At 44.5% G+C, this 26,611-nt stretch carries 19 protein-coding genes and 2 pseudogenes; 7 read left to right on the plus strand and 14 right to left on the minus strand.

What is annotated here, in order from left to right:
- Positions 1 to 77 precede the first annotated feature (77 nt).
- From fruA to fruB, 3 genes are read right to left on the minus strand one after another with little or no spacing between them, the layout of a single operon-like run.
- On the minus strand, positions 78 to 1,820 hold the full coding sequence (gene fruA / locus BCT34_RS00265) for a PTS fructose transporter subunit IIBC (protein ID WP_076650867.1): 1,743 nt from the start codon (positions 1,818 to 1,820) through the stop codon (positions 78 to 80).
- Positions 1,821 to 1,835: 15 nt separating this feature from the next.
- Positions 1,836 to 2,813: a 1-phosphofructokinase gene (gene pfkB, locus BCT34_RS00270; protein ID WP_076650868.1), complete on the minus strand. Its 978-nt coding sequence runs from the start codon at positions 2,811 to 2,813 to the stop codon at positions 1,836 to 1,838.
- A 9-nt stretch (positions 2,814 to 2,822) separates the two neighbouring features.
- Positions 2,823 to 3,956 (minus strand): fused PTS fructose transporter subunit IIA/HPr protein, encoded by a 1,134-nt coding sequence (gene fruB / locus BCT34_RS00275; protein ID WP_076650869.1) that lies wholly within the window; start codon positions 3,954 to 3,956, stop codon positions 2,823 to 2,825.
- 374 nt (positions 3,957 to 4,330) lie between these two features.
- On the opposite strand from fruB, the gene cra reads away from it, so the two are divergent.
- Positions 4,331 to 5,335: a catabolite repressor/activator gene (gene cra / locus BCT34_RS00280; RefSeq protein ID WP_076650873.1), complete on the plus strand. Its 1,005-nt coding sequence runs from the start codon at positions 4,331 to 4,333 to the stop codon at positions 5,333 to 5,335.
- 24 nt (positions 5,336 to 5,359) lie between these two features.
- Here cra and BCT34_RS00285 read toward each other — a convergent pair whose 3' ends face one another.
- The 4 genes from BCT34_RS00285 to nirB form a co-directional block, all read right to left on the minus strand.
- Positions 5,360 to 7,150 carry a bifunctional protein-serine/threonine kinase/phosphatase gene (locus BCT34_RS00285; RefSeq protein ID WP_076650870.1) on the minus strand — a complete coding sequence of 597 codons (1,791 nt, stop codon included), beginning with the start codon at positions 7,148 to 7,150 and terminating at the stop codon, positions 5,360 to 5,362.
- A 155-nt stretch (positions 7,151 to 7,305) separates the two neighbouring features.
- Entirely contained in the window at positions 7,306 to 8,775 is a 1,470-nt protein-coding gene (locus BCT34_RS00290; RefSeq protein ID WP_076650871.1) for a NarK family nitrate/nitrite MFS transporter, read from the minus strand.
- Positions 8,776 to 8,945: 170 nt separating this feature from the next.
- Positions 8,946 to 9,290, minus strand: coding sequence for a nitrite reductase small subunit NirD (nirD, locus tag BCT34_RS00295; protein WP_076650872.1), 345 nt, complete (start codon positions 9,288 to 9,290; stop codon positions 8,946 to 8,948).
- Positions 9,291 to 9,394: 104 nt separating this feature from the next.
- Positions 9,395 to 11,974, minus strand: coding sequence for a nitrite reductase large subunit NirB (gene nirB, locus BCT34_RS00300; protein ID WP_076654805.1), 2,580 nt, complete (start codon positions 11,972 to 11,974; stop codon positions 9,395 to 9,397).
- A gap of 472 nt (positions 11,975 to 12,446) precedes the next feature.
- Between nirB and BCT34_RS00305 the strand changes: the two genes are divergently transcribed.
- Together BCT34_RS00305 and BCT34_RS00310 are read left to right on the plus strand one after the other, a co-directional pair.
- Complete coding sequence (locus BCT34_RS00305) at positions 12,447 to 15,029, plus strand: nitrate reductase (protein ID WP_076654804.1); 2,583 nt, start codon at positions 12,447 to 12,449, stop codon at positions 15,027 to 15,029.
- 444 nt (positions 15,030 to 15,473) lie between these two features.
- Positions 15,474 to 15,953 (plus strand): hypothetical protein, encoded by a 480-nt coding sequence (locus BCT34_RS00310; RefSeq protein ID WP_076654803.1) that lies wholly within the window; start codon positions 15,474 to 15,476, stop codon positions 15,951 to 15,953.
- 381 nt (positions 15,954 to 16,334) lie between these two features.
- Here BCT34_RS00310 and BCT34_RS00315 read toward each other — a convergent pair whose 3' ends face one another.
- The gene (locus BCT34_RS00315; RefSeq protein WP_076654802.1) at positions 16,335 to 17,360 is read right to left on the minus strand and encodes an IS110 family transposase; all 1,026 of its coding nucleotides are present in this window, start codon (positions 17,358 to 17,360) and stop codon (positions 16,335 to 16,337) included.
- A 118-nt stretch (positions 17,361 to 17,478) separates the two neighbouring features.
- Between BCT34_RS00315 and BCT34_RS00320 the strand changes: the two genes are divergently transcribed.
- Positions 17,479 to 17,898, plus strand: a complete 420-nt coding sequence (locus tag BCT34_RS00320) for a hypothetical protein (RefSeq protein ID WP_076654801.1) — start codon at positions 17,479 to 17,481, stop codon at positions 17,896 to 17,898.
- A 550-nt stretch (positions 17,899 to 18,448) separates the two neighbouring features.
- Here the strand turns inward: BCT34_RS00320 and BCT34_RS00330 are convergent.
- Positions 18,449 to 18,739 carry a type II toxin-antitoxin system RelE/ParE family toxin gene (locus BCT34_RS00330; protein WP_020840746.1) on the minus strand — a complete coding sequence of 97 codons (291 nt, stop codon included), beginning with the start codon at positions 18,737 to 18,739 and terminating at the stop codon, positions 18,449 to 18,451.
- A complete protein-coding gene (locus BCT34_RS00335) occupies positions 18,729 to 18,977 on the minus strand; it encodes a type II toxin-antitoxin system Phd/YefM family antitoxin (RefSeq protein ID WP_005377003.1) in 249 nt (82 codons plus the stop codon). The genes BCT34_RS00330 and BCT34_RS00335 overlap by 11 nt, the downstream gene beginning before the upstream one ends.
- 204 nt (positions 18,978 to 19,181) lie before the next feature.
- Here BCT34_RS00335 and BCT34_RS00345 point away from each other — a divergent pair, with 204 nt between their 5' ends.
- The gene (locus tag BCT34_RS00345) at positions 19,182 to 19,766 is read left to right on the plus strand and encodes a hypothetical protein (RefSeq protein ID WP_076654799.1); all 585 of its coding nucleotides are present in this window, start codon (positions 19,182 to 19,184) and stop codon (positions 19,764 to 19,766) included.
- A 92-nt stretch (positions 19,767 to 19,858) separates the two neighbouring features.
- Here BCT34_RS00345 and BCT34_RS00350 read toward each other — a convergent pair.
- The 3 genes and pseudogenes from BCT34_RS00350 to BCT34_RS00360 form a co-directional block, all read right to left on the minus strand.
- Positions 19,859 to 20,101, minus strand: a pseudogene (locus BCT34_RS00350) (GNAT family N-acetyltransferase); the annotation flags it as partial.
- Positions 20,102 to 20,146: 45 nt separating this feature from the next.
- Positions 20,147 to 20,544 (minus strand): annotated as a pseudogene (locus tag BCT34_RS00355) (hypothetical protein).
- 95 nt (positions 20,545 to 20,639) lie between these two features.
- Positions 20,640 to 22,211: an EAL domain-containing protein gene (locus BCT34_RS00360; protein ID WP_076654798.1), complete on the minus strand. Its 1,572-nt coding sequence runs from the start codon at positions 22,209 to 22,211 to the stop codon at positions 20,640 to 20,642.
- Between the two features lie 342 nt (positions 22,212 to 22,553).
- Here BCT34_RS00360 and BCT34_RS00365 point away from each other — a divergent pair, with 342 nt between their 5' ends.
- Complete coding sequence (locus BCT34_RS00365) at positions 22,554 to 22,976, plus strand: lysozyme inhibitor LprI family protein (RefSeq protein WP_076654797.1); 423 nt, start codon at positions 22,554 to 22,556, stop codon at positions 22,974 to 22,976.
- A 133-nt stretch (positions 22,977 to 23,109) separates the two neighbouring features.
- Positions 23,110 to 23,901 (plus strand): carbon-nitrogen hydrolase family protein, encoded by a 792-nt coding sequence (locus tag BCT34_RS00370; RefSeq protein WP_076654796.1) that lies wholly within the window; start codon positions 23,110 to 23,112, stop codon positions 23,899 to 23,901.
- 83 nt (positions 23,902 to 23,984) lie between these two features.
- On the opposite strand, the gene BCT34_RS00375 is transcribed toward BCT34_RS00370, so the two are convergent.
- Positions 23,985 to 26,447 carry a CHASE3 domain-containing protein gene (locus BCT34_RS00375; protein WP_083702839.1) on the minus strand — a complete coding sequence of 821 codons (2,463 nt, stop codon included), beginning with the start codon at positions 26,445 to 26,447 and terminating at the stop codon, positions 23,985 to 23,987.
- Positions 26,448 to 26,611: the final 164 nt, after the last annotated feature.

A 26,611-nucleotide genomic window follows, 5' to 3' on the forward strand; every position in this document is an offset into this window, starting at 1 on the left:
TGTGTATAAGAGACAGCCTCAATTGAGGAGCCTTTGCTTATTAAGTCGCTTTATTGGAGCTAAACAGAGTAGGGGGATTAAGCCTCTGCCGTTACTTTAGAGCCGCTCATCTTTTTAAGTGCAGCGTAACCAAAGCCAGTTACTAGCGTACCTGCTGCAATCGCCACTAGGTACATAAGCACTGGAGAGATAGCGCCAGGAATCAGTAGTACGAACAAGCCGCCGTGTGGAGCCATTAGCTGTGCACCAAACATCATTGATAGAGCGCCAGTTAGTGCGCCACCTGCCATACATGCTGGGATAACACGCATTGGATCTTTCGCTGCGAATGGAATCGCACCTTCAGAGATGAAGCATAAGCCAAGAACAAATGATGCTTTACCTGCTTCACGCTCGCCTGCTTCAAACTTGTCTTTCACTAGGAAAGTCGCAAGGCCCATACCTAGAGCTGGAACCATACCTGCTGCCATGATAGCGGCCATTGGTGCGTAAGTTTGCGAAGCCAGTAGACCAACACCGAATGTATAAGCCGCTTTGTTTACAGGACCACCAAGGTCGAAACACATCATTGCGCCTAGAATTACACCCAGAAGAATCGCGTTAGACGTTCCCATGTTGTTTAGGAAAGTCGTCATCGCGCTCATCACGCCAGAAACAGGACCACCTACGATGTAAACCATCACAAGACCAGTAAACAAACTCGCGATAAATGGAATGATCAGGATTGGCTTGAGGGCTTCCATAGATTGTGGGAGTTGAACTTTGTCGGCAATGAACTTAGCAGAGTAACCTGCAATGAAACCCGCCGCGATACCACCTAGGAAACCTGCGCCAGTTGAGCTAGCCAGCATACCGCCGATTAGACCTGGAGCCAGACCCGGACGGTCAGCAATCGAGAATGCAATGAAACCAGCAAGAACAGGAATCATCAGTGCGAATGCAGAACCACCACCGATAGTCATCAGTGCTGCAGCTAGTGTGCCTTCTTCTTTAAACGCTTCGATACCGAATACGAAAGAAAGAGCGATGATCAAACCACCCGCAACAACTACAGGAAGCATGTGAGATACACCTGTCATTAGGTGCTTGTACACGCCTTTCTTCTCATCAGCAGGCGCTGAATTTGAAGAGGCTGTGTGCTGGTATGGTTTAGCTTCTGCGAACGCTTTTTCCATCTCTTGCTTTGTTTTCTTCAAAGCAGGGCTTGTCGTTGTTTTGTATAGCGCTTTGCCGTTAAAACGATCCAGTGGAACGTCGATGTCGGCTGCGATGATAACCAGATCAGCGTCTGCGATTTCTTGGTCTGTCAGTTGGTTCTTCGCACCTACAGAGCCGCGAGTTTCCACTTTGATTTGGTGACCTAGGCGTTTGCCTTCTGCTTCAAGCGCTTCAGCTGCCATAAAGGTATGTGCAACACCCGTTGGACAAGCCGTAATCGCTACGATCTTTTTGCTGCCTGTCGCTGGAGAAGTTCCTGTCACTTCAACAGTGCTTTCAACTTGAGAAGCCTCTAGTACCGTTGCTTCTGCTACCGCTTTCTCTAGAAATGCTTTTGCATCTGCTGTGCACTCAGAGATAACTGCTTGGTACACTTTTTTGCCCACGAAACGTGTTTTATCAACGTTTGTGTTAGCTGCGATAACTACAACGTCGCTGCTGTCGATAGCGTCTTGTGAAACTGGAGATTCAGGTAACACGCTTGATTGGCATTCAATAGCGGCGTTCCAACCCAGTGCTTTTGTCGCTTGCTCTAACAAGCCTGCGGCGATGATGCTGTTTGCTACGCCACTTGGGCAAGCTGTGATAATGGTAATATTCATAATAAACCCTTTGTCCTATTTGGTTGCGTCTAACTGGCTAGTTGGAGCACTAAGCGACTGTAATTGGATATTTTGTAGTACTGAATCCAGCTCTTGTTGGCTGGTGATGCCCACACCTACCTGTGAAACTGCTAGCGCAGATAGGGCGGTTGCGAATTTAATAAGTTCTGGTTTTGGCATTTGTTGCATGTGACCCCAACATAGGCCAGCAACTAAGGTGTCACCTGCGCCTACTGTGCTCACCACTTGCATACGCGGTGGTTGAGCATGTAGCCATTCACCTTGGTTAAGCCACATCACGCCTTCAGCGCCAAGTGATACCACGATGTTATCGATGCCTTTTTCACTTAGGGCTTGGCCTGCGTGTAGGCATTGGTCACGTGTTGTCAGTTCGGCATTGAATAACTGAGACAGCTCTTCATCGTTTGGTTTGATTAACCATGGTTGTGCATTGATGCCGGCTTTAAGTGCGTCACGGCTGCTATCAAACAGCACCTTCTTACCTAAATCGTGTAAGCGTTGAACCCAAGAAGCGCAAAGCTCAGGAGAGATGCCTTGTGGCAAGCTGCCCGCAATCACGAAGTAATCGTGCGTTTTCGCAAGCTCTAATAAGGTTTCTTCAAATGCTTTAATTGCATCAGCATCAACAGGAACACCTGGGAAGTTGATGTCACTTACTTGGCTATTGTTTTCAACCAGTTTTACGTTGATACGAGTAGCACCATCAACACGAATGAAGCGGTCAGTTGCACCCATCTGTTCGAACAGTTGACAGAACGCTTCTTCGTTATTGCGGCCAAGGAAACCCGTTACGGTCACTTTAGCGCCAAGCTCTGAAAGCACTTTTGCTACGTTTACGCCTTTACCTGCTGCATGTAGAGAGCCTTTATTGACTAGGCTAACTGAGCCAACATTCAGTGCGTCGATAGCACCCGTCAGGTCTAGGGCTGGGTTTAGCGTAACGGTAACGGCTTTGATTTGTTTATCAGACATATCGACTCCTTAACCTTCACCAAGGCCTGAAGCGATCGCTTTGCCAATCGATTCAAGTGCTTGTGCTGCATCATCACCTTCAGCAACAAACTGAAGCTGGTGGCCGTGTTTCACGCCAAGTGCGATCACTTTCATCAAGCTCTTCGCGTTCACTTCTTTTCCATCGCCGTCTAGGTTTGATACGCGGATGGTTGATTCGAATTTCTTCGCTTCTGCTACCAGCATTGCGCCTGGGCGAGCGTGTAGGCCGTGTGCGTTTTTGATTTTGAATACTGCGCAGTTGTCATCGTCTTGAGATGCTGAAGAAACCGCTTCACCTTTTAGAAGGCCAATCACTTGTGCAACATCAGCAGTTAACAGTTGTTGCTGTTTGCCTTCGAATACCATTTTGCTTAGGTTTGCCAGAATAGATTGGTGTGCGCTGTTACAAGCAGCAAATGCCACCAATGCTTTAACTGGTGTGCCTTCGAATTCGCAGTGGTTTGCGGTAGAAACAAACGATACGCCAGTGCGAGTTACGCCTTTATCGCTACCCAACAACCACAAGCCTTGGCCTAGGTGAGTCGGTGTTTTTGTTACTAGGTCAGCAACGAATGCATTGTCTGTACAGCCTGTATTCTTAAGTAGGCCGCCCGCAACTGCAGACATTTGAATCATATCGCTTGCTGGGAACAGTAATTGAACCAAAGAAGCATCTAAGTCAGCTTCAAGCTGAACTTCGCCGTTCAGTAGGACGATAATTTCGTCTTCTGATTTCGCTTGCTTTAATTTCTCTTCAACACCGTCTGCCGCTAGCACTTTCGTTAGCTGCTTAAGGATGCCTAAGTGCTCGTCTGATTTCGCTGCAATACCAATCGCTACGTAAACACGGTTGCCGTCTGCCCAATCAATACCTTCAGGGAAGTGGTGTACCGCAACGCCTGTCTCTTTTACTAGGTCACGAGTGTCAGTGGTGCCGTGAGGGATCGCAATACCGTTGCCTAGGAACGTAGAGTTCTGGTTTTCACGGTTCAGCATTCCTTCAACGTAGCCTGAATCCACTAAGCCTTTCGCGGTTAGGTCGCCAGCAATGTTCTGGATAGCTTTGAATTTGTCATCGGCCGTTTGACCAAGAGTGATGTCAGATTTTGATAATTTAAGCATGGTGCCTCTTTAGCGTATCGCTTGAGAATTTGTGTATCGCTACGATTCAGTCTGGAGCAATATTTGCGCGTTGCTTGCTCATTGTTTTATCTTGGCTGAATCGGTTCAGCATTCAGTGTAAAAAAATTCAGCAAAGCCGATTTTGATAATCAAAATAGTTTTGCTGCGTGTCGTAATTTTAGTTTCGTTAACAACGAGAAGTTGAATCACGACAAATGACGCTCAATCCATACAAAAGGATGATTGAAGTCACTTTTCAGATTTTGCTGAATCCTTTCAGCTTTTATACTGAATCGATTCAGCATATAATTCAACTAATCCAAGGATCAGAAGATTGGTTATATGATCCTACGCACAAAATACAGGTCACCCATATGACACTAGATGAGATTGCCAAACTAGCCGGTGTGTCGAAAACCACAGCCAGCTATGTGATTAATGGCAAGGCGCAGAAATACAGAATCAGTGAAAAGACACAACAGAAAGTCATGGCAGTAGTAGAAGAGTATAACTACCGACCAGACCATGCTGCTTCGTCGCTGCGTGCTGGTAATAGCCGTTCATTTGGTTTGATTATTCCGGATCTCGAAAACAGCAGTTACGCGCGTTTAGCAAAATTGATAGAGCAGAACTCGCGTAAAGTGGGCTATCAAATCCTAATCGGTTGCTCTGATGATGATGCTGAAACCGAACGTAAAGTAGCCGAAGCTTTGGTGAGTCGTCGTATTGATGCCTTGCTGGTAGCGAGCTCCATGCCAGATGCCAATGAGTTCTACTTGAAGCTGCAAAACTCGGGTACGCCAGTCATCGCAATTGACCGTCCGCTAGACGATGAACACTTTGCCTGTGTGATCAGTGAAGACTTTGAAGCGGCGTTTGAACTGACGCATTCGATCCTTGATGACAATATTCATAGCGTTGGCTTGATAGGCGCACTGCCTGATTTGAACATTTCTCGCGAACGTCAGTTGGGTTTTGAAGCCGCAAATAAAGCACATACTCAACAAACAGGGTTAACAGAAAATAAGCCAACCGTTGTCGGTTACGGAGAACACTTTGATCGTGAATCCGGTCGAGAAGTGTTTGAGGAGTGGATTGCTAAAGGCACCGTCCCTGATGCGATTGTCACCATGTCTTACACCTTGTTAGAGGGTGTGTTGGATGTGATGGTCGAAAAGCCAGAATTGATCAATCAAGTGAAGTTGGCGACCTTTGGTGATAACCGCTTATTGGACTTCTTACCATTCAAAGTTCATTCACTGCCACAGCAGTTTGAAGTTATTGCGGATAGTGCGTTTGCACTTGCTTTGAACGCTTCAGCTAAACGCTACCAAGCGGGTATAGAATTGGTGCCAAGAAGCTTAGTCAAACGAGGCTAAACGCGGTTAGCTTGGGGCTTATAGTTAATTTAAGTTCAACAACAGCCCTAACTCTACAATAGCCACAACGCCTAGCAACAGAGCCAACACTTTCCAAAACTGGATTGGGTTTCGGTTGATCAAAGGTTGCTTGGCTTTGTGCTTTATTAGGCTCTGGTTTGGCGTGTAGAGGTCAGTAACAAAATCGCCCAACACTTGATATCTCTCATTTGGCGATTCAGCACACGCTTTTTGCAAAACCAAATCAATCCAAGCCGGCAGATCTGTTCGCTTCTGTGTGAGCGGTTGATATTCCCATTGATGGTGACGAGATTGCGCCAATGATTGTACGGTCATTTCAGAATAGGGCAGTTCGCCCGTCAGCATTTCATAACCGATGACAGCAATAGAAAACAGATCAGAGCTTGTCGTGGCCGTGTTGTACTTGATGGTTTCTGGTGCAATGTAATTAACAGCGCCGAGTGGTGTTGAGTCTTTCTCTGTTTGTTCTCCTTCCTCAATCCCCCGAACTAATACCGCACCAAGGTCGATGATTTTGATGTCACCATCGCGCTGTATCATGATGTTTTCAGGTTTTAAATCTCTGTGCACCATGTCTGCGCGTTGTAACACTCGAACGCCTTGAGTGATTTTGTCGAGTATCTCACGTACTTGTTCTAGAGAAGGGTTGGGATTGTCGTACATCCACTGTCTCAACGTGACTCCTTCAACCAATTCGCAAATTTGATATAGGAAGTGTGAATGTTCTGGCGTTGGGTAGACCTTCATTACTTTCTTGTTATTCAACAAGATGCCAGCCCATTGTTCGTTAAAGAAAGCCGTCAGTTGTGTTGGATCATCATGGTATTGAACAGAGGGGACCTTGAGTACGAATTCGGTTTGTGTTCCTTTTTGCATTACGCGATACACATGGCTTCTTGAACCTGCGTACAGCACTTCAAGCACCATAAAGTTATCGATACTTTGGCCTAGCTTTAATGCTGGTGGAATAGCGCGTTTAGAGAGCTTTTCATGAAATTCGATTAATGAAGGCGTGGGTAATTGAGTGACTTCAACAATCAAGCAGCTTACGTTGTCTGAACTGTTATGGCTTAAAGCCGTGTTACAGATGCTCTGCGCGGCATGTTCGAAATCCACATTGGGTTTGTCTATGTGTTCCCTGAAGGTGTTCGGAGAAACAAATTCATGCACACCATCGGAAGTGAGAATGAAGCGGTCGTTCTTTTTGATTGCTAGAGTTTGATAGTCAACATTAAGCTGATTATCCATGCCTAGTGCTCGGGTTAGGTAGTGTTTTTGCCCCATGTTTTTACGAGTATGATCTCGCGTAAGCTGACGCAGTTCACCGTCTCTCAATAGATAAATACGGCTGTCGCCAACATGGAATAGGTGGGCGGTATTTGATTTCAATATCACGCTGCTAAAGGTGGAAACGAGCGCGTTATGGTTAACTTGTTGAGTAGGATGAATATTCGAAACTGAGGAATTGAAAAGCCAAGAGTTGAGTGAGGTTAGGACTTTTTGGGCTGAACGTTGAATGCTCCAACTTTTCGGCGTCGCATAATAGTCATCAATAAACTGCATCACGCTGGTGTGGCTGGCTTTTTGCCCATGTTCACTGCAACTGGCACCATCGGCGATGCAGGCAACACTACCTTTGAGTTCCTGCTCTGAGCGAGTTTTAGGATACTTAACGATGATGGCGTCTTGGTTTTCATCACGCACACCTTTATTCGAATAACCGCCAAACTTCAGGGTAAGTTGGTTGTTGGATTCTGCTTTAATAGCTTGCCCTTGGCTGAATGAAATCGTCATAACTGGCCTTCTTGTTAGCGGGTCTTATTCTCACTTCCTTGAGAAAACATCTGAGAAAGAACAAAAGCTCTAGTGAACATAGAGCCTTTGAACGCAGTACCAAAGTGGTGAAACACCTTGGTACTACTCCCGATTCAATAATATCAATGCTGATACTAGCTAGAGACGTTGATTAGCGTAACGCTACCGTCATCGTTCACCTCAGCAATTTGACCATTTGGTTCTTCCATGAATAGCAGTGTGACAAAACCAAGTACGGCTGTTGCTGCAATCACTAAGAAGAAGGTTTGGTAGCTAACAAATGACAGCACAGTAAGATAAACCACTGCACCCACGTTACCGTAAGCGCCCGTCATACCGGCAATTTGACCTGTCATACGACGCTTAATTAGAGGCACTGTCGCGAAAACTGCACCTTCGCCAGCTTGCACGAAGAAAGAACATGCCATTGCTGCAACAACCGCTAACCATACCGGCCATGTGCCATCTACTTGCCCCATCGTAAAGTAACCCGCAGCAAGACCAATCGTTAGTATTAACAGAGTTGGTTTACGACCGAATTTATCTGAAATCCAACCACCGCCCGGACGAGACATTAAGTTCATAAAGGCATAAGCCGAAGCCACCATACCAGCCAGAACAGGCGTTAACTCGAAGGTGTCTGAGAAGAACAATGGCAACATAGAAACAACCGCTAATTCAGAGCCAAAGGTCGCGAAGTACAGTACGTTAAGCACAGCCACTTGCTTGAATTTATATTGGTGAATCTCAGGTACTTCTTCTTTGAATACGTTCTTATTCACTTTCCAAACTTGTGATACTTCGTAAACATACAAGGCTGCAAGTACGGCATATACACCGTAAACCGCAACGTCTGACAACATGCCAATACCTGATGGAGACAATTTCCAAGCCAGCAGAGCCAGTGCCGCGTACATCGGGATCTTCATAATGAGTAGGAAGAAAAAGTCACCCTTTGATGTCACTTCCATTGCGGTTACTTGAGCCGGTTTAAAGTAAGTCGAACCTTTTGGCGTGTCTGACACGTTTTTGTAGAAGATAAACGAGAACGCTAAGCTCATAACGCCCGTGATACCAACGGCATAACGCCAACCGTCTTCACCACCAAATGCTAGAGCGAGAGTTGGAAGCGTAAATGCCGCCGCAGCTGAACCAAAGTTACCCCAACCACCGTAAATGCCTTCTGCTGTACCTAATTCGTTGTGTGGGAACCACTCAGACACAAGACGAATACCGACAACGAAACCTGCGCCAATGAAGCCCAATAAGAAACGAGCGATGGCCGCTTGAATGAAAGAGTCTGCTAGCGCAAACATAAAACAAGGGATGGAACAGATTGCGAGAAGCGAAGAGTAGACCAGTTTAGGGCCGTATCTGTCGGTTAGCATACCAATTGCAACGCGAGCTGGAATAGTTAGGGCAACGTTGAGGATCAGGAGTGTTTTGATCTCTTCAGTCGTTAGACCAAGTGTGGTTTTTACCATTTGCAAGAGTGGGGCAAAGTTGAACCACACGACAAAGGTGATAAAAAAGGCCATCCAACTCAGGTGTAAGATTTTCATCTTGCCTGTAAATGAAAGCAGCGAGAATTTTGTGTTATCCATGGTTTAAATCCTTTAAATCTGGAAAGTATTTGCACATGCTTACTCCATAGCTCCAGTAACCCGTCGCTGGTTAGTTCAAGAGCCAAGCATGTTTTCAAATTGAAACCGAGTCACCGAAAGCTTGTTTATTACGTGCTTGTCTATTACGTATGGTGACTAAACGAGGGTGATTAACTTGCCAACGTTTGTGGTGCTAGAACCTGAATATTTGAGCCTTGTTTTCTCACTTCAAAGCGAATGAGTTGATGCTCCGGCTCTTCCAAACAAGCCCCTGTTTCCAGATGGTAATGCTGCTTGTAAAGGGGTGATGCGACATAAGGTTCACCGCTTAGAGAGCCGATGATACCACGTGACATTACGTTTGCTTTTCCAATTGGGTCGTAATTAGAAAGACCGTAGATCTTATCATTGCGTGTGCAGTAAAAGATCGCGACTTGATGCTCTGCGACTTTTGCACAGATACCAGCATTCGGGGTTAGGTCTTCTTGAGAACAGACAGTTGTCCAATTTTCCATGACAGTCTCCTTGTCGAAACATAAAACGAATATTCAATGTAATTAGGGTGATAGCCGACAGCAGTTTTCTTGGGCTGCGCCACTGTCGACTATCGATATTGGGTTTACGACACTTCCATAATCTCGATTTGATCCGCGCTAACCAGTTTTTCGTCTCTTTGGGAATCCAAAGATGGCTTCGCGGGTTTAGGGAAACGTTGCTCGCGCTCTTTAATGAATGAAAGGCTAGTGTCCATTTCTGCGCTGTTGATGTAGTGTTGGAAGCGTTTCATTTTCGCTGGGCTCTCAATGGTGGTCTTCCACTCACACTGGTACTTCTCGATGTTGAGGGCGATGTCAGCTTCAAGTTCTTCAGCAACGTTGAGCTTATCTTCAATCACGACTTGTTTGAGGTATTCAATGCCGCCTTCAAGGTTCTCCATCCATACCGATGTACGTTGTAGGCGATCTGCGGTGCGTGTGTAGAACATCAAAACACGGTCGATGTATTTAAGCAGTGTGGTTTCATCTAAATCAGTGGCGAATAGGTCAGCGTGACGAGGACGCATACCGCCGTTGCCACAGATGTACAGGTTCCAACCTTTGTCGGTTGCAATGACGCCAATGTCTTTCGATTGCGCTTCTGCACATTCACGAGTACATCCAGAAACCGCAAACTTGATCTTGTGTGGAGAACGTAAGCCTTTGTAGCGGTTCTCAAGTCGAATCGCTAAACCAACACTGTCGTCGACACCGTATCGACACCAAGTGCTACCCACACACGACTTCACGGTACGAACCGATTTACCGTAGGCGTGGCCAGTTTCAAAACCTGCATCGATTAGCTTTTTCCAGATGATTGGCAGTTCGTTAAGTTGCGCGCCAAACAAGTCGACACGTTGACCGCCTGTGATTTTGGTATAGAGGTCGAACTCTTTAGCGACTTCGCCAAGTACAATCAGTTTGTCTGGTGTGATTTCACCGCCGGCAATACGCGGAACTACAGAGTAAGTGCCGTCTTTTTGCATGTTGCCAAGGTAGATGTCGTTGGTGTCTTGCAGCTCGATGTGTTGATCTTCGAGGATATAATCGTTCCAGTAGGACGCCAGAATTGAACCGACTGTTGGTTTACATACAGTACAGCCCAATCCATTGCCGTGAGATTCCAGTAATTCATCGAAGGTTTTGATTTTGTTTACACGGATGATGTCAGTCAGTTCTTGACGAGAGTAAGCGAAGTGCTCACAGATATCGTTAGAGACTTCCACACCTAGGTTACTCAGTTCGCTATCAAGTACTTGTTTAGCAAGGGCAGAACAACCGCCACAACCCGTTGAAGCGTTGGTGGTTTCTTTTAGTGCGGCCATGGTGGTGCAACCAGCAGATACCGCGTCTTTGATATCGCCTTTGGTCACATCAAAACATGAACAAATCACAGCACTGTCTGGTAGTGCTTCAACACCCATAGCAGAGCCCGAATCGTCGGCTACGTTTGGTAGAATCAGCACTGATGGGTTTTCAGGAAGAGGCATATCGTTTTGCTTGATTTGCAGCAGTGAACCATAAGCTTCTGCATCGCCAACCAATACTGCTCCGACAATCTTTGTACCGTCTGCCGAGATGATCAGGCGCTTATAAACTTGTTCGATTTCATCGTTATAGGTATACGATTGAGCGCCTTCCGTCTTGCCGTGTACTTCACCAATACTGGCCACATCGACACCAAGCAGTTTGAGTTTGGTACTCATGTCTGCGCCAGTGAACTCAGACTCGTCAGTGCCGTCAGAGACAATATGCGAAGCCGCGATTTTTGCCATGGAATAACCAGGAGCGACTAAGCCGAAGATCTTGTTGTCCCAAAGCGCACATTCACCAATGGCGTAGACGTTATCGATGTTGGTCTGACAGTGATTGTTGATAACAATACCGCCACGTTCGCCAATCTCGACATCAGAGCTTCTTGCCAGTTCATCTTGAGGGCGAATACCTGCAGAGAATACGATCATATCGGTTTCTAAATGGGTGCCATCGGCAAAGTTCATGCGGTAACGAGCATTTTCTCCATCGACTATTTCAGAGGTCGCTTTCTCGGTATGAACCTGCACCCCAAGGTCTTCAATTTTTCTGCGCAGTAGGGCACCGCCACCGTCATCTAGTTGAACGGCCATTAGGCGAGGTGCGAATTCAACTACGTGGGTTTTTAAGCCAAGGTTTTTGACTGCGTTTGCGGCTTCTAAGCCAAGTAGACCACCACCAATGACCACGCCAGATTTACTGTCTTTGCTTGAAAGTTCGATGGCGTCTAAATCTTCGATAGTACGATAAACGTGACAGTGTTCTTGGTCGTTACCGGGAATAGGAGGAACAAAAGGGAAAGAGCCCGTTGCTAAGATCAGCTTGTCGTAGCTTTCAATGTGACCACTTTCAGTGATGACTTGCTGATTCGCTGTGTCTAGCTTGGCAACCTTTTGGTTCAACAAGTAGTTCACGCTGTTGCTTTGGTAATATTCTTCACTGGTTAATGACAGGTCATCAGCGCTTTTACCATTGAAGTAAGCCGTCAGCTGAACACGGTCGTAGGCCAGCCTTGGCTCTTCACTAAAGGTAATCACATCAAACTCATCACTCTCTGATTGTAAGATGTTATCGATAAATTTGTGTCCAACCATGCCGTTACCAACAACGACGATTTTCTTCTTGCTCATAATCCATTCCTTATTCTCGGCATCACCATCGCTCGCATCTAATTTCTAGTCGTTAGCAGATGAATACCGGGTTGAGATTCCACTCAATTCATAACCATAAAGAAAAACAAAAATGTTTTTTCTAAGTCTTGGTTTCTAGTGGAGCAAGGAGGGTGCCAGATCGAAGGTTGTTCGTTGAAATAAAATATAATGTATATTTTTCAACAATTTAAATTTTCACTGTGATACGCAATTACCCCTAAAGTGGTATGTAAAATTTTTGTTAGATTTATATAAATGAGCGTTTGTGGTGCAACTTTCTGCAAGATGGTGCAAAAGTTAAGTTTTTCTCTTGGTTGAATTCCATTTCTTCGATTGTCTCTGTTTTTTCTTTATCTAACTAATTGTTTTTATTGCAAAATATTTCAATTCCGTCGACTGGTGTTAAGTGGCGTGTTATTTGCTTGGTTTGAGTTATTACAATTATGGATAATTGAGCGAGAAACGGATGACCGATTCAAACAACGGCTGGATAAAATCGACCTGTGCTTATTGTGGTGTGGGGTGTGGAATAGAAGCGAGACCAACATCGCTAGGAAAGCTAGAAGTACGTGGTGATAAAGATCATCCATCAAACTATGGAAAGCTATGCACTAAAGGGATTGCGCTCGGTGATACCGTTACGCCCTTAGGTCGTCTTACACAGCCTGCTTATATTCAGGATGAGCAAAAACAAGAACTGGATTGGAGCAGCGCCACTCAGTCGGTCGCAGATAAATTTAACCAAACGATCGCAGAATTTGGGGCCGATTCAGTTGCCTTCTATGTTTCTGGCCAGCTGCTTACCGAAGACTATTACGTTGCCAATAAACTGATGAAAGGCTTTATTGGTAGTGGCAATATCGACAGTAATTCAAGGCTGTGTATGGCTTCAACTGTGGTCGGGCATAAGCGTGCATTTGGCGCAGACACAGTACCAGTTTGTTACGAAGATCTTGAGCAAGCCGAATTGGTCGTGATTACAGGTTCAAATCTAGCATGGTGTCACCCTGTTCTCTTTCAGCGCCTACGTGCTGCCAAACAAGCCAACCCTGCATTGAAAGTGATCGTCATTGACCCGCGCTACACCGACACCTGTGAAATTGCTGATATACATTTGGCATTGGAGTCTGGCTCAGACGTAGCGCTGTTCAATGGTTTGCTAGCCTACTTAGATGACAACGACAAACTCGATGCTGATTACATTGAAAAACACACCCAAGGCTTTACTGAAACGATTCGATCTGCAACTCAATATCGCTATACTGAATCAGGCTGGGGTGACAAAAGTGTTCCTGAGATCACAGGCTTAACAGAGCAACAGCTAAAACAGTTCTATGAGCTGTTTGCATCTAACGAGAAGGTGCTGACCATTTACTCCCAAGGTGTAAACCAATCTACCCAAGGGTGTGACAAGGTGAATGCTATTATCAACTGCCATTTAGCCACCGCGAAAATCGGTAAGCCGGGTATGGGGCCATTCTCTGTGACGGGTCAGCCGAACGCGATGGGTGGGCGTGAGGTGGGTGGTTTAGCCAATACCTTAGCGGCGCACTTCGAGTTTGGTGATCCACAATCACACCAAACCGTCAGTGAGTTTTGGCAAACTGACAGCCTAGCCACTCATGCCGGTTTAAAAGCGATCGACCTGTTTGATGCCATGAATGAAGGTAAGATAAAAGCGGTGTGGATCATGGCTACTAACCCTGTTGTGAGCCTGCCTGATAGCGAAAAAATTAAAAGTGCACTGGAGAAGTGCCCATTTGTGGTGGTGTCTGACTGTATTGCCGATACTGAAACCACGCGCTTGGCCGATATTGTGTTACCTGCACAAGGGTGGAGCGAAAAGTCAGGAACCGTAACCAACTCTGAGCGTCGAATCTCGCGCCAACGCCGAATATTGCCAAGCCCTGGAGAGGCAAAACCCGATTGGTGGATATTAAAAGAAGTGGCACAAAAAATGGGATTCAACGAGCAGTTTGAGTATCGCCACGAAGGTGAGATCTTCAAAGAGTATTGCGAGATGACTTCGCTCGATAATGAAACAGGTAAAGCGCGTGACTTATGCTTAATCGGGCTCACACAGCTGGATGAAAAAGGCTATGGTGAACTTACTCCACAGCAGTGGCCAGTGCTTGAATATCAGCCAGATATCATTGAGCAGCGCATGTTCACCAATGGCGAGTTCTTTACCGAATCAGGCAAAGCGCAGTTTATCTCGGTTGAGCATGACAAGCCTGTCGCTGATACCAGTCTTGAATTCCCACTAATCATGAATACAGGTCGAATCCGAGATCAATGGCATACCATGAGCCGCACAGGCTTGGCTGCTGGCTTAGGTGAGCATACCCCAGAACCGTTTGTCGCTATGCACCCAGATACGGTTGCTGAGCTTGGTTTAGATGAATTTGGGCTAGATGCATTCAACCACGACACGATTAATCCAGTAGTGAAGGTGCGCAGCGCACAAGGGGAATGCCAAGCGCGCTTAGTAGTGACCAAAGAGATGCGCCGTGAACAAGTCTTCATGCCAATTCACTGGAATGCCCCAACCGCCAAAGACAGTAAACCGTGTGACCTGATCTTACCTCATACCGATGCTGCATCAGGCCAGCCAGAATTCAAACACACCCCTGTGGTGGTTGAACCGTGTGGCTATCGCAGCGAAGCGGCACTGGTCAGTGACAAAGTGATGGATTGCAGTGGTTTTGATTACTGGGTTCGCCAAAGAGTGGAGGGCGGCTTTCTGTACCGAATCTCTTCATCCAAGAACCCAATGGAGTTGGTGATTCAGCTTGCAAATACCCTTGATGCCTTACCAGAACCTAACGCAGAAGCGATCAAATCACTCCATTACCACGGCAATAAATCGTTCAAGAACTACGGTTCGGCCAAACTTGGCGAATTCGGTGTGAAGCAAGCTTTTGTGGTGAACAGTAAGCTCGATAATGAAAGCATCGATTGGCTGGTGGAGTGCTTAACCCGAGAAGCCGATGAAGAGTTCGAAGCCGAGTTTTTGAGTACCATGGCGAAGTAGTTACTACTTCTCACTTTTCCATACCTATAGCAAAAACGCCGACAATTATCTCGGCGTTTTTGTTTGAATGTATAGCCCCCAATACGTGACAATTCATTGCCTGAACTGCGGTTTACTCATCATCCAACTCAAAGACTTAGGTCAAAACTGCCTAGGATTTGGTCAGTAAATCACCGAATAAGGTAACGACTCACTCACACACTGAGCTGTTTTCTGCATTTTGCTGAAACTATATGGAAAATTTCTGCTTTTCATCATGTTTGATACGGAGATAAGTAGGTAAGATTATGTTATTAAATGGATTATTGGACCTAGTGCAGCGTGCCTTGGAAACTAGACAGAATTGTTTCAGGGACAAAATGCAGAATTATTCTGTCTAATATAGCTGTTAGCTTTTCGGGGATAGCGTCGAATGTTGGAGTAAATTCAGGATAAGGAAATTGTATGATGTTTTTAAGGTTGTTATCGGTTTTAACTATCGGATTACTATCATCTGGTGTTTCAGCCGCACCTTCTCAAATAATTGGGGCTTGGTCATGCGGTGTCACGTTGCCAGTATCTTGGCTTGATGCAGTTAGTATATATGCTCCAAATGGAAAATCTACGGGAGTTGCTAATTCGCTGACCTTACAGGCAGAAGGTGATGAATTAATAGAGTTTGATCTATATGTTGAAGGCACTTGGTTAAAAGATGGTAGTGTTCTTAATACTAATATTGAGCATTTCGATATTGTCCCTAAAAATCCAGAGACTCAAAGTAAGTTACATATTATTGAGAAAACACTTGTTAATTCTGGTTTATTAAACGCAGAACAGAAAATTATCATTTTAAATGACGACACTCTAAAAACAGAAAGTAAAGATGGTATTGTAGATACTTGTAAAAGAGCGATTTCTGCGCAAGGAATTAGAGAAAAAAGCTAACAAGCATTTAAGACGGATTCTCAACGCTTGGCAATTTCAGTTTAAGTCTGCTTCAGTGCTAAATGTGGCAAGGTTTAAGGTTGGGTGGTCGCGTTGTTCACCACTTAATTCGGCTACATGGATTCCCCCCAGGTTGTCAAACATCCACTAAACTTATGTTGATGGGTTTTGGACTGCCGCTCTACATTCGGCCTACTTGTCGACGATTCGCATACGTCGTGGCCCTGATGACTTGCGCGACTGCGGTGCCTTATTCGTTAGATGACATCTAGTGTGTCCGCCGCATTAACAGGCTCTCCGCAAGTGGTCTTAACCTATCTCCATCATTAGCGTCTGCAATGACCCGGTGGGTTTAACTCTTTATGCTGCTTAAGGTTTTACTTAAGCAGCATAGTTTTCATATTCTGTTTGATTGTGTAAAAGCGACCATATAATTCGTGCGTTCTTCGCGGCAAGTGCCACTATTGCTCGGTTCATTCCTCTTCGTTCCAGAACGCCTCTGCACCACTGATTTAACTTATCTTGCTTGTCGCCAAGGTTGGCAATCACGGTCCTTGCGCCGTGAACTAATAGTGTTCGTAAGTATTTGTCGCCGTGTTTGGTTATCCGACCTAACCGAGGTTTTCCTCCTGTGGAATATTGCTTTGGTACTAGTCCTAGCCAAGCAGAGAAATCACGGCTTTTATCAAATTGAGAACCATTGCCTATCGAAGCGAGTATCGCAGTCGCGGTCTGAGGACCAATGCCCCGAACCTTCATCACTCGTTGAACATTAGTGCTGACCTTAGCAAAAGAATCGAAGACTTGCTCAGTATCGGCGATACGTTGATTGAGTTCGTCAAGGTGGTGATAAGCATCGGCTATCACCGTTCTTGCGAGGTGTGGCAGTTCATTTTCTGCATCTTCGAGCATTAAGGGAACGTGTTTCATTAACGAAGAGCGGCCAACAGGAATGATCAACCCGAATTCAGAAAGCAGGGCACGCATGCGATTCATAAGCGCGGTGCGTTCACGAACCCAATGCTCTCTCATTCTATGTACCGATAGGATGGCTTGTTGCTCGGGGGATTTTACGGGCACAAAGCGAGTTGATGGCCGCTGAACAGCTTCGCATATGGCAACAGCATCATTAAGGTCGTTCTTTCCCTTAGTTCGATAAGGAACTACGTATTTAACGGCCATAATACGGGCGTCGTGACCCAGTTTATTGAGTGTTCTTGCCCAATAATGTGCACCACCACACGCTTCAACGCCTATACGCATGAGTGGCATATTTGCTATTGTAGTCAGTAGTTTAGAGCGAGTTACCGACTTATGAAGTATGACCTTACCATTTTGGTCTACGGCATGAAGACTAAAGTGGTTTTTAGCTAGGTCGATACCGCAGAAATAAGAATAATCAGACATGGTGCCTCCGATGCATTTAAGTACCACATAAGTGTGGCATATCCTCGGTAGGGGGAATCCATGTCATTCGTTAGTTGCATTTGAATACGAATAAACAAGAATATTGGGAATATACAAAATGTGGAAAAAAGTTTATCTAGTGATTATCCATGTATTAGCTGTTATCGGTATTTCCACTGTTTATCTGTCTGTATCCGCTAGCCTAGGAGTCGACAAGCAACGCACTGTTGTTGAGCGTCCAGAAGGGTGCTTAACTGGGGAAAGCGATAAAGTATTTAGCCCAGAGGGAAAACGAGCAATCCATGCAAAGTTTTCGCAGTGCCCAGACAGTGACAATATAATGCAAGTGTGGCTTCAACCAGATGTAACTGTGACTAGGTACGAACTTATCTACGAGTCAGTGTATAACTCTGATGAGGTCATTGATATTTCATGGCGTAATGCGGGTGAAATTGTCATTGGAATTCCAAGTACCGTATATCCCTCATCCGTAGTATCGAACCAAAGTGATGTAGACGTATACGTAGAGAATAAATAGCGTTGGTAAACAACAACTAACAAAGAATTTAAGAGTGATTCGCCCTTACACTGTCGTCGTTCTTACCTGCTTAGTTAGAATCAAATAGCTAATTATTCCACCGAAGACGGGGATGCCTAACGAGAGAAATAGGATAATCCCTTTTCTCTGAACTTCACTGTTAGCTAGTACGATTATGAGGGGCAATAGCCAAGTAATGACCGCAGATATGAAAAGAGATGCACCTAAAATTGTAAAAGCGATTTCATTGTGAACGCCTGAATAGTTGACTACAAAACTTAGTATCAACATGAGCCAAAACATAGCAATAGATTGTTGTAGTAACCTCAGCATTTTCATTAGTCTAGAATTCCTACTCAAGCAATAAATGTGGTCAATGTAAGCTTTTGTTAATTTGAAATCTAGGGTTGTTCCATTCCAGGTATGGGAGTGTGATGTTTACGACGTGCATATACAAAGCATTTTAGAGGGATTCGTAACGCTTGGCGGTTTCGCTTCGCTCACAGTATGGCAAGCGTTTTTCACCCCTAAATTGGGCGTCATACCTCAATCAATCATCTAACCTTTTCATCGCTTTACGGTAAACATCGTTACGTTCGCGTTTTCCTACTGCTAAGACGGTTACGATGATGACATCGTCTTCAACTTTGTAGACGAGACGGTAGCCCGATTGACGCAACTTAATTTTATACATGTTGTCAGCTCCAGAAAGCTTTGAAGCTGGAACATGTGGGTTATCTAAACGCTCGATTAGCTTTTTCTTAAATTGTTGTTGTAGAGTAGAGCCAAGCTTTTTCCACTCCTTGAGTGCGCTCTTTTTAAAGTCGAGTTTATAGGTCATCAATGTTTACCGAAATGCTCTCTTCAGATTCACGCTCTTTAGCGATAGCCAGTAGTTCGAGATCTTCGAGTCTGTCCATCATCATTTCGTACGCTTCGGCAGGTACACAATAAAATGCTGGCTCATTTCGGTTTAATACAGCAACAGGTTCACCGTAAGCACTAGTCGCAACTTTCATAGGGTTAGCCTTCAACTCAGTAATGCTTGCAGCAACATCGGCTAAAATTCTAGTGGTCATACAATCGGTCTCTTAAATGGTCTTTATTTTGGTCATTTTAGCCTTAGCCAAGCGGTATAACAAGTTGCTTAAGAGTGATTCGTAACGTGCGGTATTTTTACTATGCGTCGGTTTATGTGTTTAAGATAATATGCGGAGGCTAAGATGTTGCGTTGTGCACATCTTAGCAAGGCGTTCTGAAAATCACCTAAAATAGGGAACATCATGTTTGAACCAATTGAAATCGATATGGATGAATTGCAGCTAGCCATTTCTCTTCCTGAGTTGGACTCTGTGCCAAATGGTGTTTTCATCCCACTTGAAGATATCTTGGACTTTTCATCGCAGGATTCTAATTTTGATGCGCTTTTCGTTTCTGGACTGTACCCAGAACAAAGTAAAACGTTAATTCAAGCATGCGCAGGTAAAGCGCTTGAGTTGGTTAATTTTGAAAACCCTTCAAATGATTTAGCTGCAATCCATGATGTTGTTCTGAATTTAGTTGGTAAGCTTTTCTCAGATGAAATGCCGAATAATATCGATATTGCTGATATTAGAAACCTCAATCAATCTTCTGATTTCCTATTTGCTTTTAATCGTAAGAGCTCCGCTCTAGATTTTATGGCAGCTCAGGCGCTTGGAGTGATAGTGGGTGGAGTTTATCTTGCTCATGGAGGGACAGAGCTAGATGAGTATGAAGCTGTAAATAAAGAGCTCACTAACCACATTTCTGAATATGGTTTTCTTTGTTCCAGTTTTTACGGTCTAGGACGTTCAGAGTGTACAATCTTGCTTGGTGTTAAAAGTTAGGTGCACGTGGTGAAGCATTTCCATCGTAATGCATTTAAGGCGGCTTACTGAGGCTTCTGCGTCGCGTTGTTCACTAAAGGCTAGCGGTTTAACTAACCTATGCTTGCTCTTACATCTGTAATCGTGATGAAGAGTTTGTTTTCAGTGTCTTGTAATGCTTGAAAGCCATAGTGTTCATAGAAATGCTTTGTGCCGCCTTTGGCATTAACGATAACAACTGGAAATGCAACACTATCGTTAATTGCCAATAGTTTCCTGAGTGCGTCGATAAATAGCCATTCACCAAAACCTTTCCCTTTATATCGGTCGTCGACAGTAAGACGAGCAATCAGGCCACATCAAGATGTCAAACAGGGCGCCACTAATAGGCGCCCTTTGTGTTAGTTGGAAACGCTGTAAGTGTCGTAGTCGCGAAGTAAGAAGAGTGCGATACAGGCTGCGAGCATTGGCCAAGAGGCAAAAACAGTAGGTTATTGAACGGGTCCATGTATTTTCCAAAAGAGGCGAAGGTGGAACCTGCGTGCAGGACTAAAATCGCACCGTAGGTGTACTTCTTCCACATGCCCACGACGAATGCGCCTAGAAATCCGAGCTGAGCAACACCCATAGCCATTATCGCGTTGTCCGAGATGTTGATGCCGTAAAAACCGGACAGTACTTTTGTCGCGTGCTCAGGGACAAGGATCTTATCCAAGCCCCAGAACAAGAAAACGATAAAAATGCCAATTCTTAGCAGTAGTAGGCTGGTCGCCAGTTTGGTTTGAAGTGTCTTTTCCATGCTATTCCTTTAATGCATTCAAGATGCGATGACGTTAAATATTCATCAAAGGAGACCCATGGTCTTCGAGTTTTCTTTCGCGGTTTTTCAGTGCCTTATGTAACAGGGCGTTTCTGGTTGGTTTGTACCTCAGCGTTATCGGACTCAAAATACTGTTGCTTGAGTAGGCTGATGGTTAGGCTTATTGGCATTGGCTTATAGAAATAGAAACCTTGGATATAGTCGACACCTAGTTTAGACAAGACTTTCACTTGTGATTCGTACTCGACACCTTCAACGATGACTTGCATGCCGAGCGTGCGTGATAGTTGCAGCATAGACTCTAACAAAGGGATACCAAAGCTGGATTCGTCGGATATGTTTTTAACGAATACACGATCTATTTTGAGAATGCTAAAAGGGAACTGTCTTACGAAATCTAACCCTGCGTAGCCTGTACCAAAATCATCAATCGCAACTCTTACGCCCATATTCGATAGCTTGGTTAGGTTGTCTCTAATTTTGACCATATCGGCATCAGAACACTCACCATCTTCTGTTACTTCAAATACCACCTGCTTGAGAATCTCAGGGTGTCTTTTGAAGATGCTAATCACTTTGTGAGAGAAGTTACTGTTGGATACTACGTTGCGGCTGATATTGACGCTGATGTACTTGGATTCAAATACATCTTGGTTGCTTTTTAAGGTAGTTAATACTTCACGCAGCACAAAATAAGTCAACTCTTCAATCAACCCTAAGCTTTCAGCAAGCGGAATGAAAATAGCAGGGGAGACGTTGCCTTCAATCGGGTCGTTCCACCTCAAAAGCGATTCACATCCAACAATTTCAGTGGTTTGTTGGTTCACGATAGGCTGCATATGAACATGTAGATGGTTGTTTTTTAATGCACTAGACAGTGAATATTCTAAGCTGCGTTGGCTCTGTTTTTTGTGCTTGATAGAAAGGACACAAATGGTCGTGATTCCGGCAACAAGAAAGCCGAACCATAAATGGCTCACCATAAAGTGTAGGTAAAATTCATACCCAATATACGAGGTAATGGTCAGTGGGTAGGTGTCTGACTGTATGCGTACCTTGGCAAAGTGTGAACCAGGGTCGGAAGGGTGGATATCCCTTTTTATTACTTCGACCTTAGCGTTAATTCCATGGCTATTGAGGCTTGTCTCTACAATGTCATAGATGAAGTGTGGGGGAATCATTAGGCTCACACCAGCATCGTCTTGGTTTGAGAAAATGAGCATGATGGACTGAACTTGGGTGATGGCCGAGTTGGAATACGACAGCGTCGTTAAATTCGGATCGTCATTAAGGCGTTGTCTGATGGTGCTGTACAGGCGAAACGAAACATCCCCATCAGTCGTTGAACAGTAAAATCGATTCTGTTTATTGAATACGGCTGCTTCTTTTACCCAATCGGCTTCAAAAACATTTTGTCTAAGTTGCCTCACTATCATGTCGCAGGATTGATCAGGTTGAGTTTCAGATAGAAAACGGTCAAACCTTGATTGGATTCCTTCCAGCCTTGTTTCGACTAACTTTGATGAGTCTTCGGTTAATGTTTGGTAGTGAGATGGCGTAAAGGGAATGAGCAGTGCCATGGAAAAAAAGAAAGAAATGGCAAAGAAGAACGAAGTCTTGGCAAAGTGTTGATACTTAATATCCATATGAAGAAGAGCATGACCGATTGGTGTGAGCAATCAATTTAATTTATAAATTTAACGATTACGTAGCAATAGCAATAATAAATATTGTGAATGCGCGCATGAATTATTGATAAAGATAATGTGTTTTGATTTTTTACCAGAAAAATCTTGATGTTATCTCGATTTTTCTCAGTAAAGTTTACGTTATTTTACAGTATTCATACGAATAATAAATATTTATAACCCCATAAAATATGCTGTTATTTGGTGTGCGAATCGAGGAAACATTAAGCAATAAACTGTGTTTTAATTAATAGGAATATATCATCGTCAAATGTACTGACGACCGTATTAAGGGTTTTTATGAAAAGAGTGCTATCCGTGTTCGCATTGGCTTATTTCTCATGTTTTGTATTTGCAGACGAACGTATGGTCGACTGCGACAATGCGATGAACACTTTAGAGATCAATCACTGTGCTTCTATTGAACTTGAATCTGTACAAACAGAGCTAGACAAGTATCTTGAGGCTAGCTTTGAACACAACGCGCATGACGCAGAGTTGGTAAAGTCAATTAAGAGTGCTCAAGAGACTTGGCAAGCTTACATGACGGCGCATTGCGACTCTGTGTATACCCAATGGCGAGATGGCTCAATTCGAGGGCTGATGGCGCTCTCATGCAAAACTAAGTTAACCAAGCAACGCACACATGAGGTGTGGGAAAACTTCTTAACTTATATGGATAGCACGCCCGCGGTTTTACCTGAGCCTAAGTTAACGCCCTAGGCAGTTTTGAAGTGCGTACAAGACTGTGCGCTTGCTTCAACCTTTGCTATTCGAATAAGAAAGCGATAATGGATTGTTTTATTTTTCCGTTCTTAGTTTCAAGTTTGAAGCATTACCCAGCAAGGATTCGATTTTGAATAATGTCAGCATCACCCTTATTCAGCTTGAAGTTGAATATAAAAACAAACAAAAGAATATTGATTCGGTCTCTGACCTTTTAGAAGCGGAGTCTTCAGTCGGTGATATTACTTTACTGCCTGAACTGTTCACTACTGGATATATTTTTAACGATGCGGAAGATATTCATGAACTGGCCGAAGACTTCAATGACAGTACGACTATTGATTCATTAACTCAGCTAGCAGCGAAGCATCACACCTTGATTGTTGCGGGTATTGCAGAGGAAGAGCTAGGCGAGTATTACAACAGTGTGGTAGTTGTCGATGCTTCTGGCTTACGACATAAGTATAGAAAAGTCAGCCAAACGAAGTTTGATAAAGCGTACTTTTCTAGAGGGAGGGAGCTCCTTACTTTTGAGCACAAAGGGTTTAAGTTTGGTGTCGCGATTTGCTTCGATATCTGGTTCCCGGAGATCATGAGAAAGTATCAGTCGGTTGACGTTATTCTTCACCCTGCCAACTTCGGCGGGCATCATAGCTTTGCTATTGCTCAAACAAGGGCGTTAGAAGAGGGTTGCCACATCCTAACGTGTAATCGGGTTGGACAAGATGTGGTTGATGCCTTTACCGCGACTTATTGCGGTGGAAGCAGAGTCTACTCACCGAAAGGAGAGTTAGTTGCTCAACTCAATGAAAAACAATCGGTAGAAACCGTGAGTATTCAAGATCTTTCGATTGCTCCGCAATACAACGGCATTGATGTCGAAGAAGAGATACTGAAAATTACGGCTTTGTTAGACCGTTAAGCCGTTAGAAGGCGACTCGAGCGACATAAGATCGAAAAGCGCAAGGTGTTGATACCTTGCGCTTTTTTTTGGTTGAAATTTTGCTAAGCCTTATCGTTTACTTGATTCTGGTACTTTGATGCAGTGGCATTTTTCATCCTTTGAGCTTGATGGATATTTACCATCAGTCGGTTGAGGAGTTTTTGTAGCAGTTCAATATCGGGCAGTTGTTGATTTTTTGCCTGAACCTCTAACTCAAGCGCTTGTTTAGAAAGCATATTCAAGCCTAGGTTCAGCGACATCCCCTTAATGGAGTGTAGGGTACGGCATAGTGGCTCTAGTTCTTTCGCTAAATAGTATTGGATGACGCGATCAACCGATTGTTCAAACTCAATAATGGTTGAATCGATAAGCAAACTGAAGCCTTCTGCGTCGTCTTTAAGTATGTGTATCACTTCTGAATGGCTAATCTCTTCTTCCGTTAATCTTAATGTCTCAATAGGCTTACGGTGAAGTTCGACGATGTTTTCACTATGGCTCGCGCTTTCGGCGGAACCTGTTTGTTTAGGCAGTCTACTCGAAAACTGTTGTAGGGCATCAAAGAAGCTCTCTTGTTGCAGAGGCTTGGTAAGAACATGGTCGACGCCCGCGTGAATAAAGTTGTCATGTGCTTCGCGGAACACATCGGCGGTGTAGGCGAATATTAAGGTGCCGAGCTTGAGCTTCTCGCGAATGTAATGGGTTGTCTCGACGCCATTCATCTCAGGCATGTGGTTGTCCATCAAAATCAGGTCATACTGAGTGGTTTTGAGGCGCTCAATGGCCAGTTTACCGTTCTCTGCGTGTTCAACATGGTGACCAAGCTTTTCGCAGAAACCTTGTGCCACGATCGCGTTAATTCGGTTGTCTTCCACCAATAAAATACTTAACGAATCACAAGTCAGGTCTTCTGTATTGGTTGCGGGCGTGATGGTGTTGGTTGTTTTACTTTCTTGCCATGCGATAGGCAGTGTTATTTGGAATTTCGTTCCAAGCCCAACCGCGCTCGTTAGTGTGATTTCTCCGTTCATGAGATTAACAAGGTTTTTTACGATCGCTAAGCCAAGCCCCGTACCGCCGAATTTTCTTGTTGTCGAAGTGTCTGCTTGCTCAAACGAATTAAAGACTTGTTCGTGTTTCTCTTTGGGAATGCCAATCCCTGTATCCGTTACTGTAAGAGTTAGCTGATTGTTTGCTCGGTTGAGATCGGCTTGAATGGCGACATGTCCCTCTTTAGTGAATTTTGTCGCATTGCCACCCAAGTTGAACATGATTTGGCGTAGTCTTGCACAGTCACCAATAAGTTGGGTGTTTTTCGGTATGTTGTTTTCGATTAATAGACGAATCCCTTTTTCATCAGCCAAGGGCTTGAGGGCGCTGCACACTGGTTGCATTACTTGGACAAAGTTAAAGGGTGCAATGTCTAGCTCGAGTTTGTTTTCCTCAACTTTCGAGAAGTCTAGAATGTCGTTGAGTATCGTCATTAAGTGGTGGCCAGAATCGAGAATGAGGTTGATGTTCTCTTTGGTGTCTGGCTCTTGGGTTTGGCTTGCTATGATCTGAGAGATCCCCAATACGCCATTCATTGGTGTCCGAATCTCGTGACTCATGGTGGAAAGAAATTCACCTTTCGCTTTTACGGCCGCTTCTGCTTTGGTTCGCTCAACGATCAAAGCGTGATTTTTTTCCCTCATTTCAAGGTCACTTTGTACTAAGTTCGTCGCCATTTCTTGGAAGCTTCGAGCGAGCTGAGCGACTTCGTCTTGGGTATTTTTATCAGAATCTAATTGTAGCGTTGATGCACCTTGCTTAAGGTGACCAGCGGCTACTTGGTTGGCGGCTTCTAGCAGGGTGTGCAGTCTTCGTTTGATTCGCTTCGAAGACCATGTCGCGACCAAGAGCGAGATAAACACAGAAAACAGTGTGCCGAGAATCAGCACATAACTGGTTTGATTGGCAGAGCTTTCAGATTTTGCAGCTCTGACACTGATGAGTTGTGTCTCAACTTCAATGAATTGAGCGATTTCTTGACGGATCTTGTCAATCAGTTGTTTTCCGGTTTGTTTTTGAGTGAGATAGACGACACTTTCCATGTCTGCCTCACCTTTATTGACGAGGTTTCGCTGCATGATCTCTTTCTGTCCGGACTCTTTTAACCATGTCTTGTGGATTTGATCTATTTGTTGGAGGCGTTTTACTTGAGGTGTGTTATCACTCACTTGATCTGCGAGGGTTTGAATTTTTTGCGGCCATACATCTAATGCCAAGTGGTAGGGTTCTAAAAATACAGGGTCGCCAGTAATTAGATAACCACGTTGTGCCGTTTCCATATCAATGGTTAAGCTGAGTAGTTCTTGTGCGCGTGCGATGGCTTTATGAGTGTGAATCACCCAGTTATTGTCTTTGACAATCGTGCGGGTATTCTCATGAACAGAAAAAGCGACGATAAGCATCAATGCAATAGGGATAAAAAAGCTAAGTAACAGCTTTTTTTGTAGGGGTATATTGTCGAACCAACCCGCGATCATAAAACAGCGCTCTCCATGTCGATGTTATTTTTACTGTTAGTGTAGATGATAATGAGTCGCTAAGTGAGTAAATAGTTGCTTAGGGCTTGTATGCATATTTTACTGAACGGCGATTGTCTCTAAATAGGGGAGGCAGGCTGTACTCCGTTTTTGTGTCCCGGGCA

Source organism: Vibrio sp. 10N.261.45.E2 (assembly GCF_002875705.1).
Classification (GTDB): domain Bacteria; phylum Pseudomonadota; class Gammaproteobacteria; order Enterobacterales; family Vibrionaceae; genus Vibrio.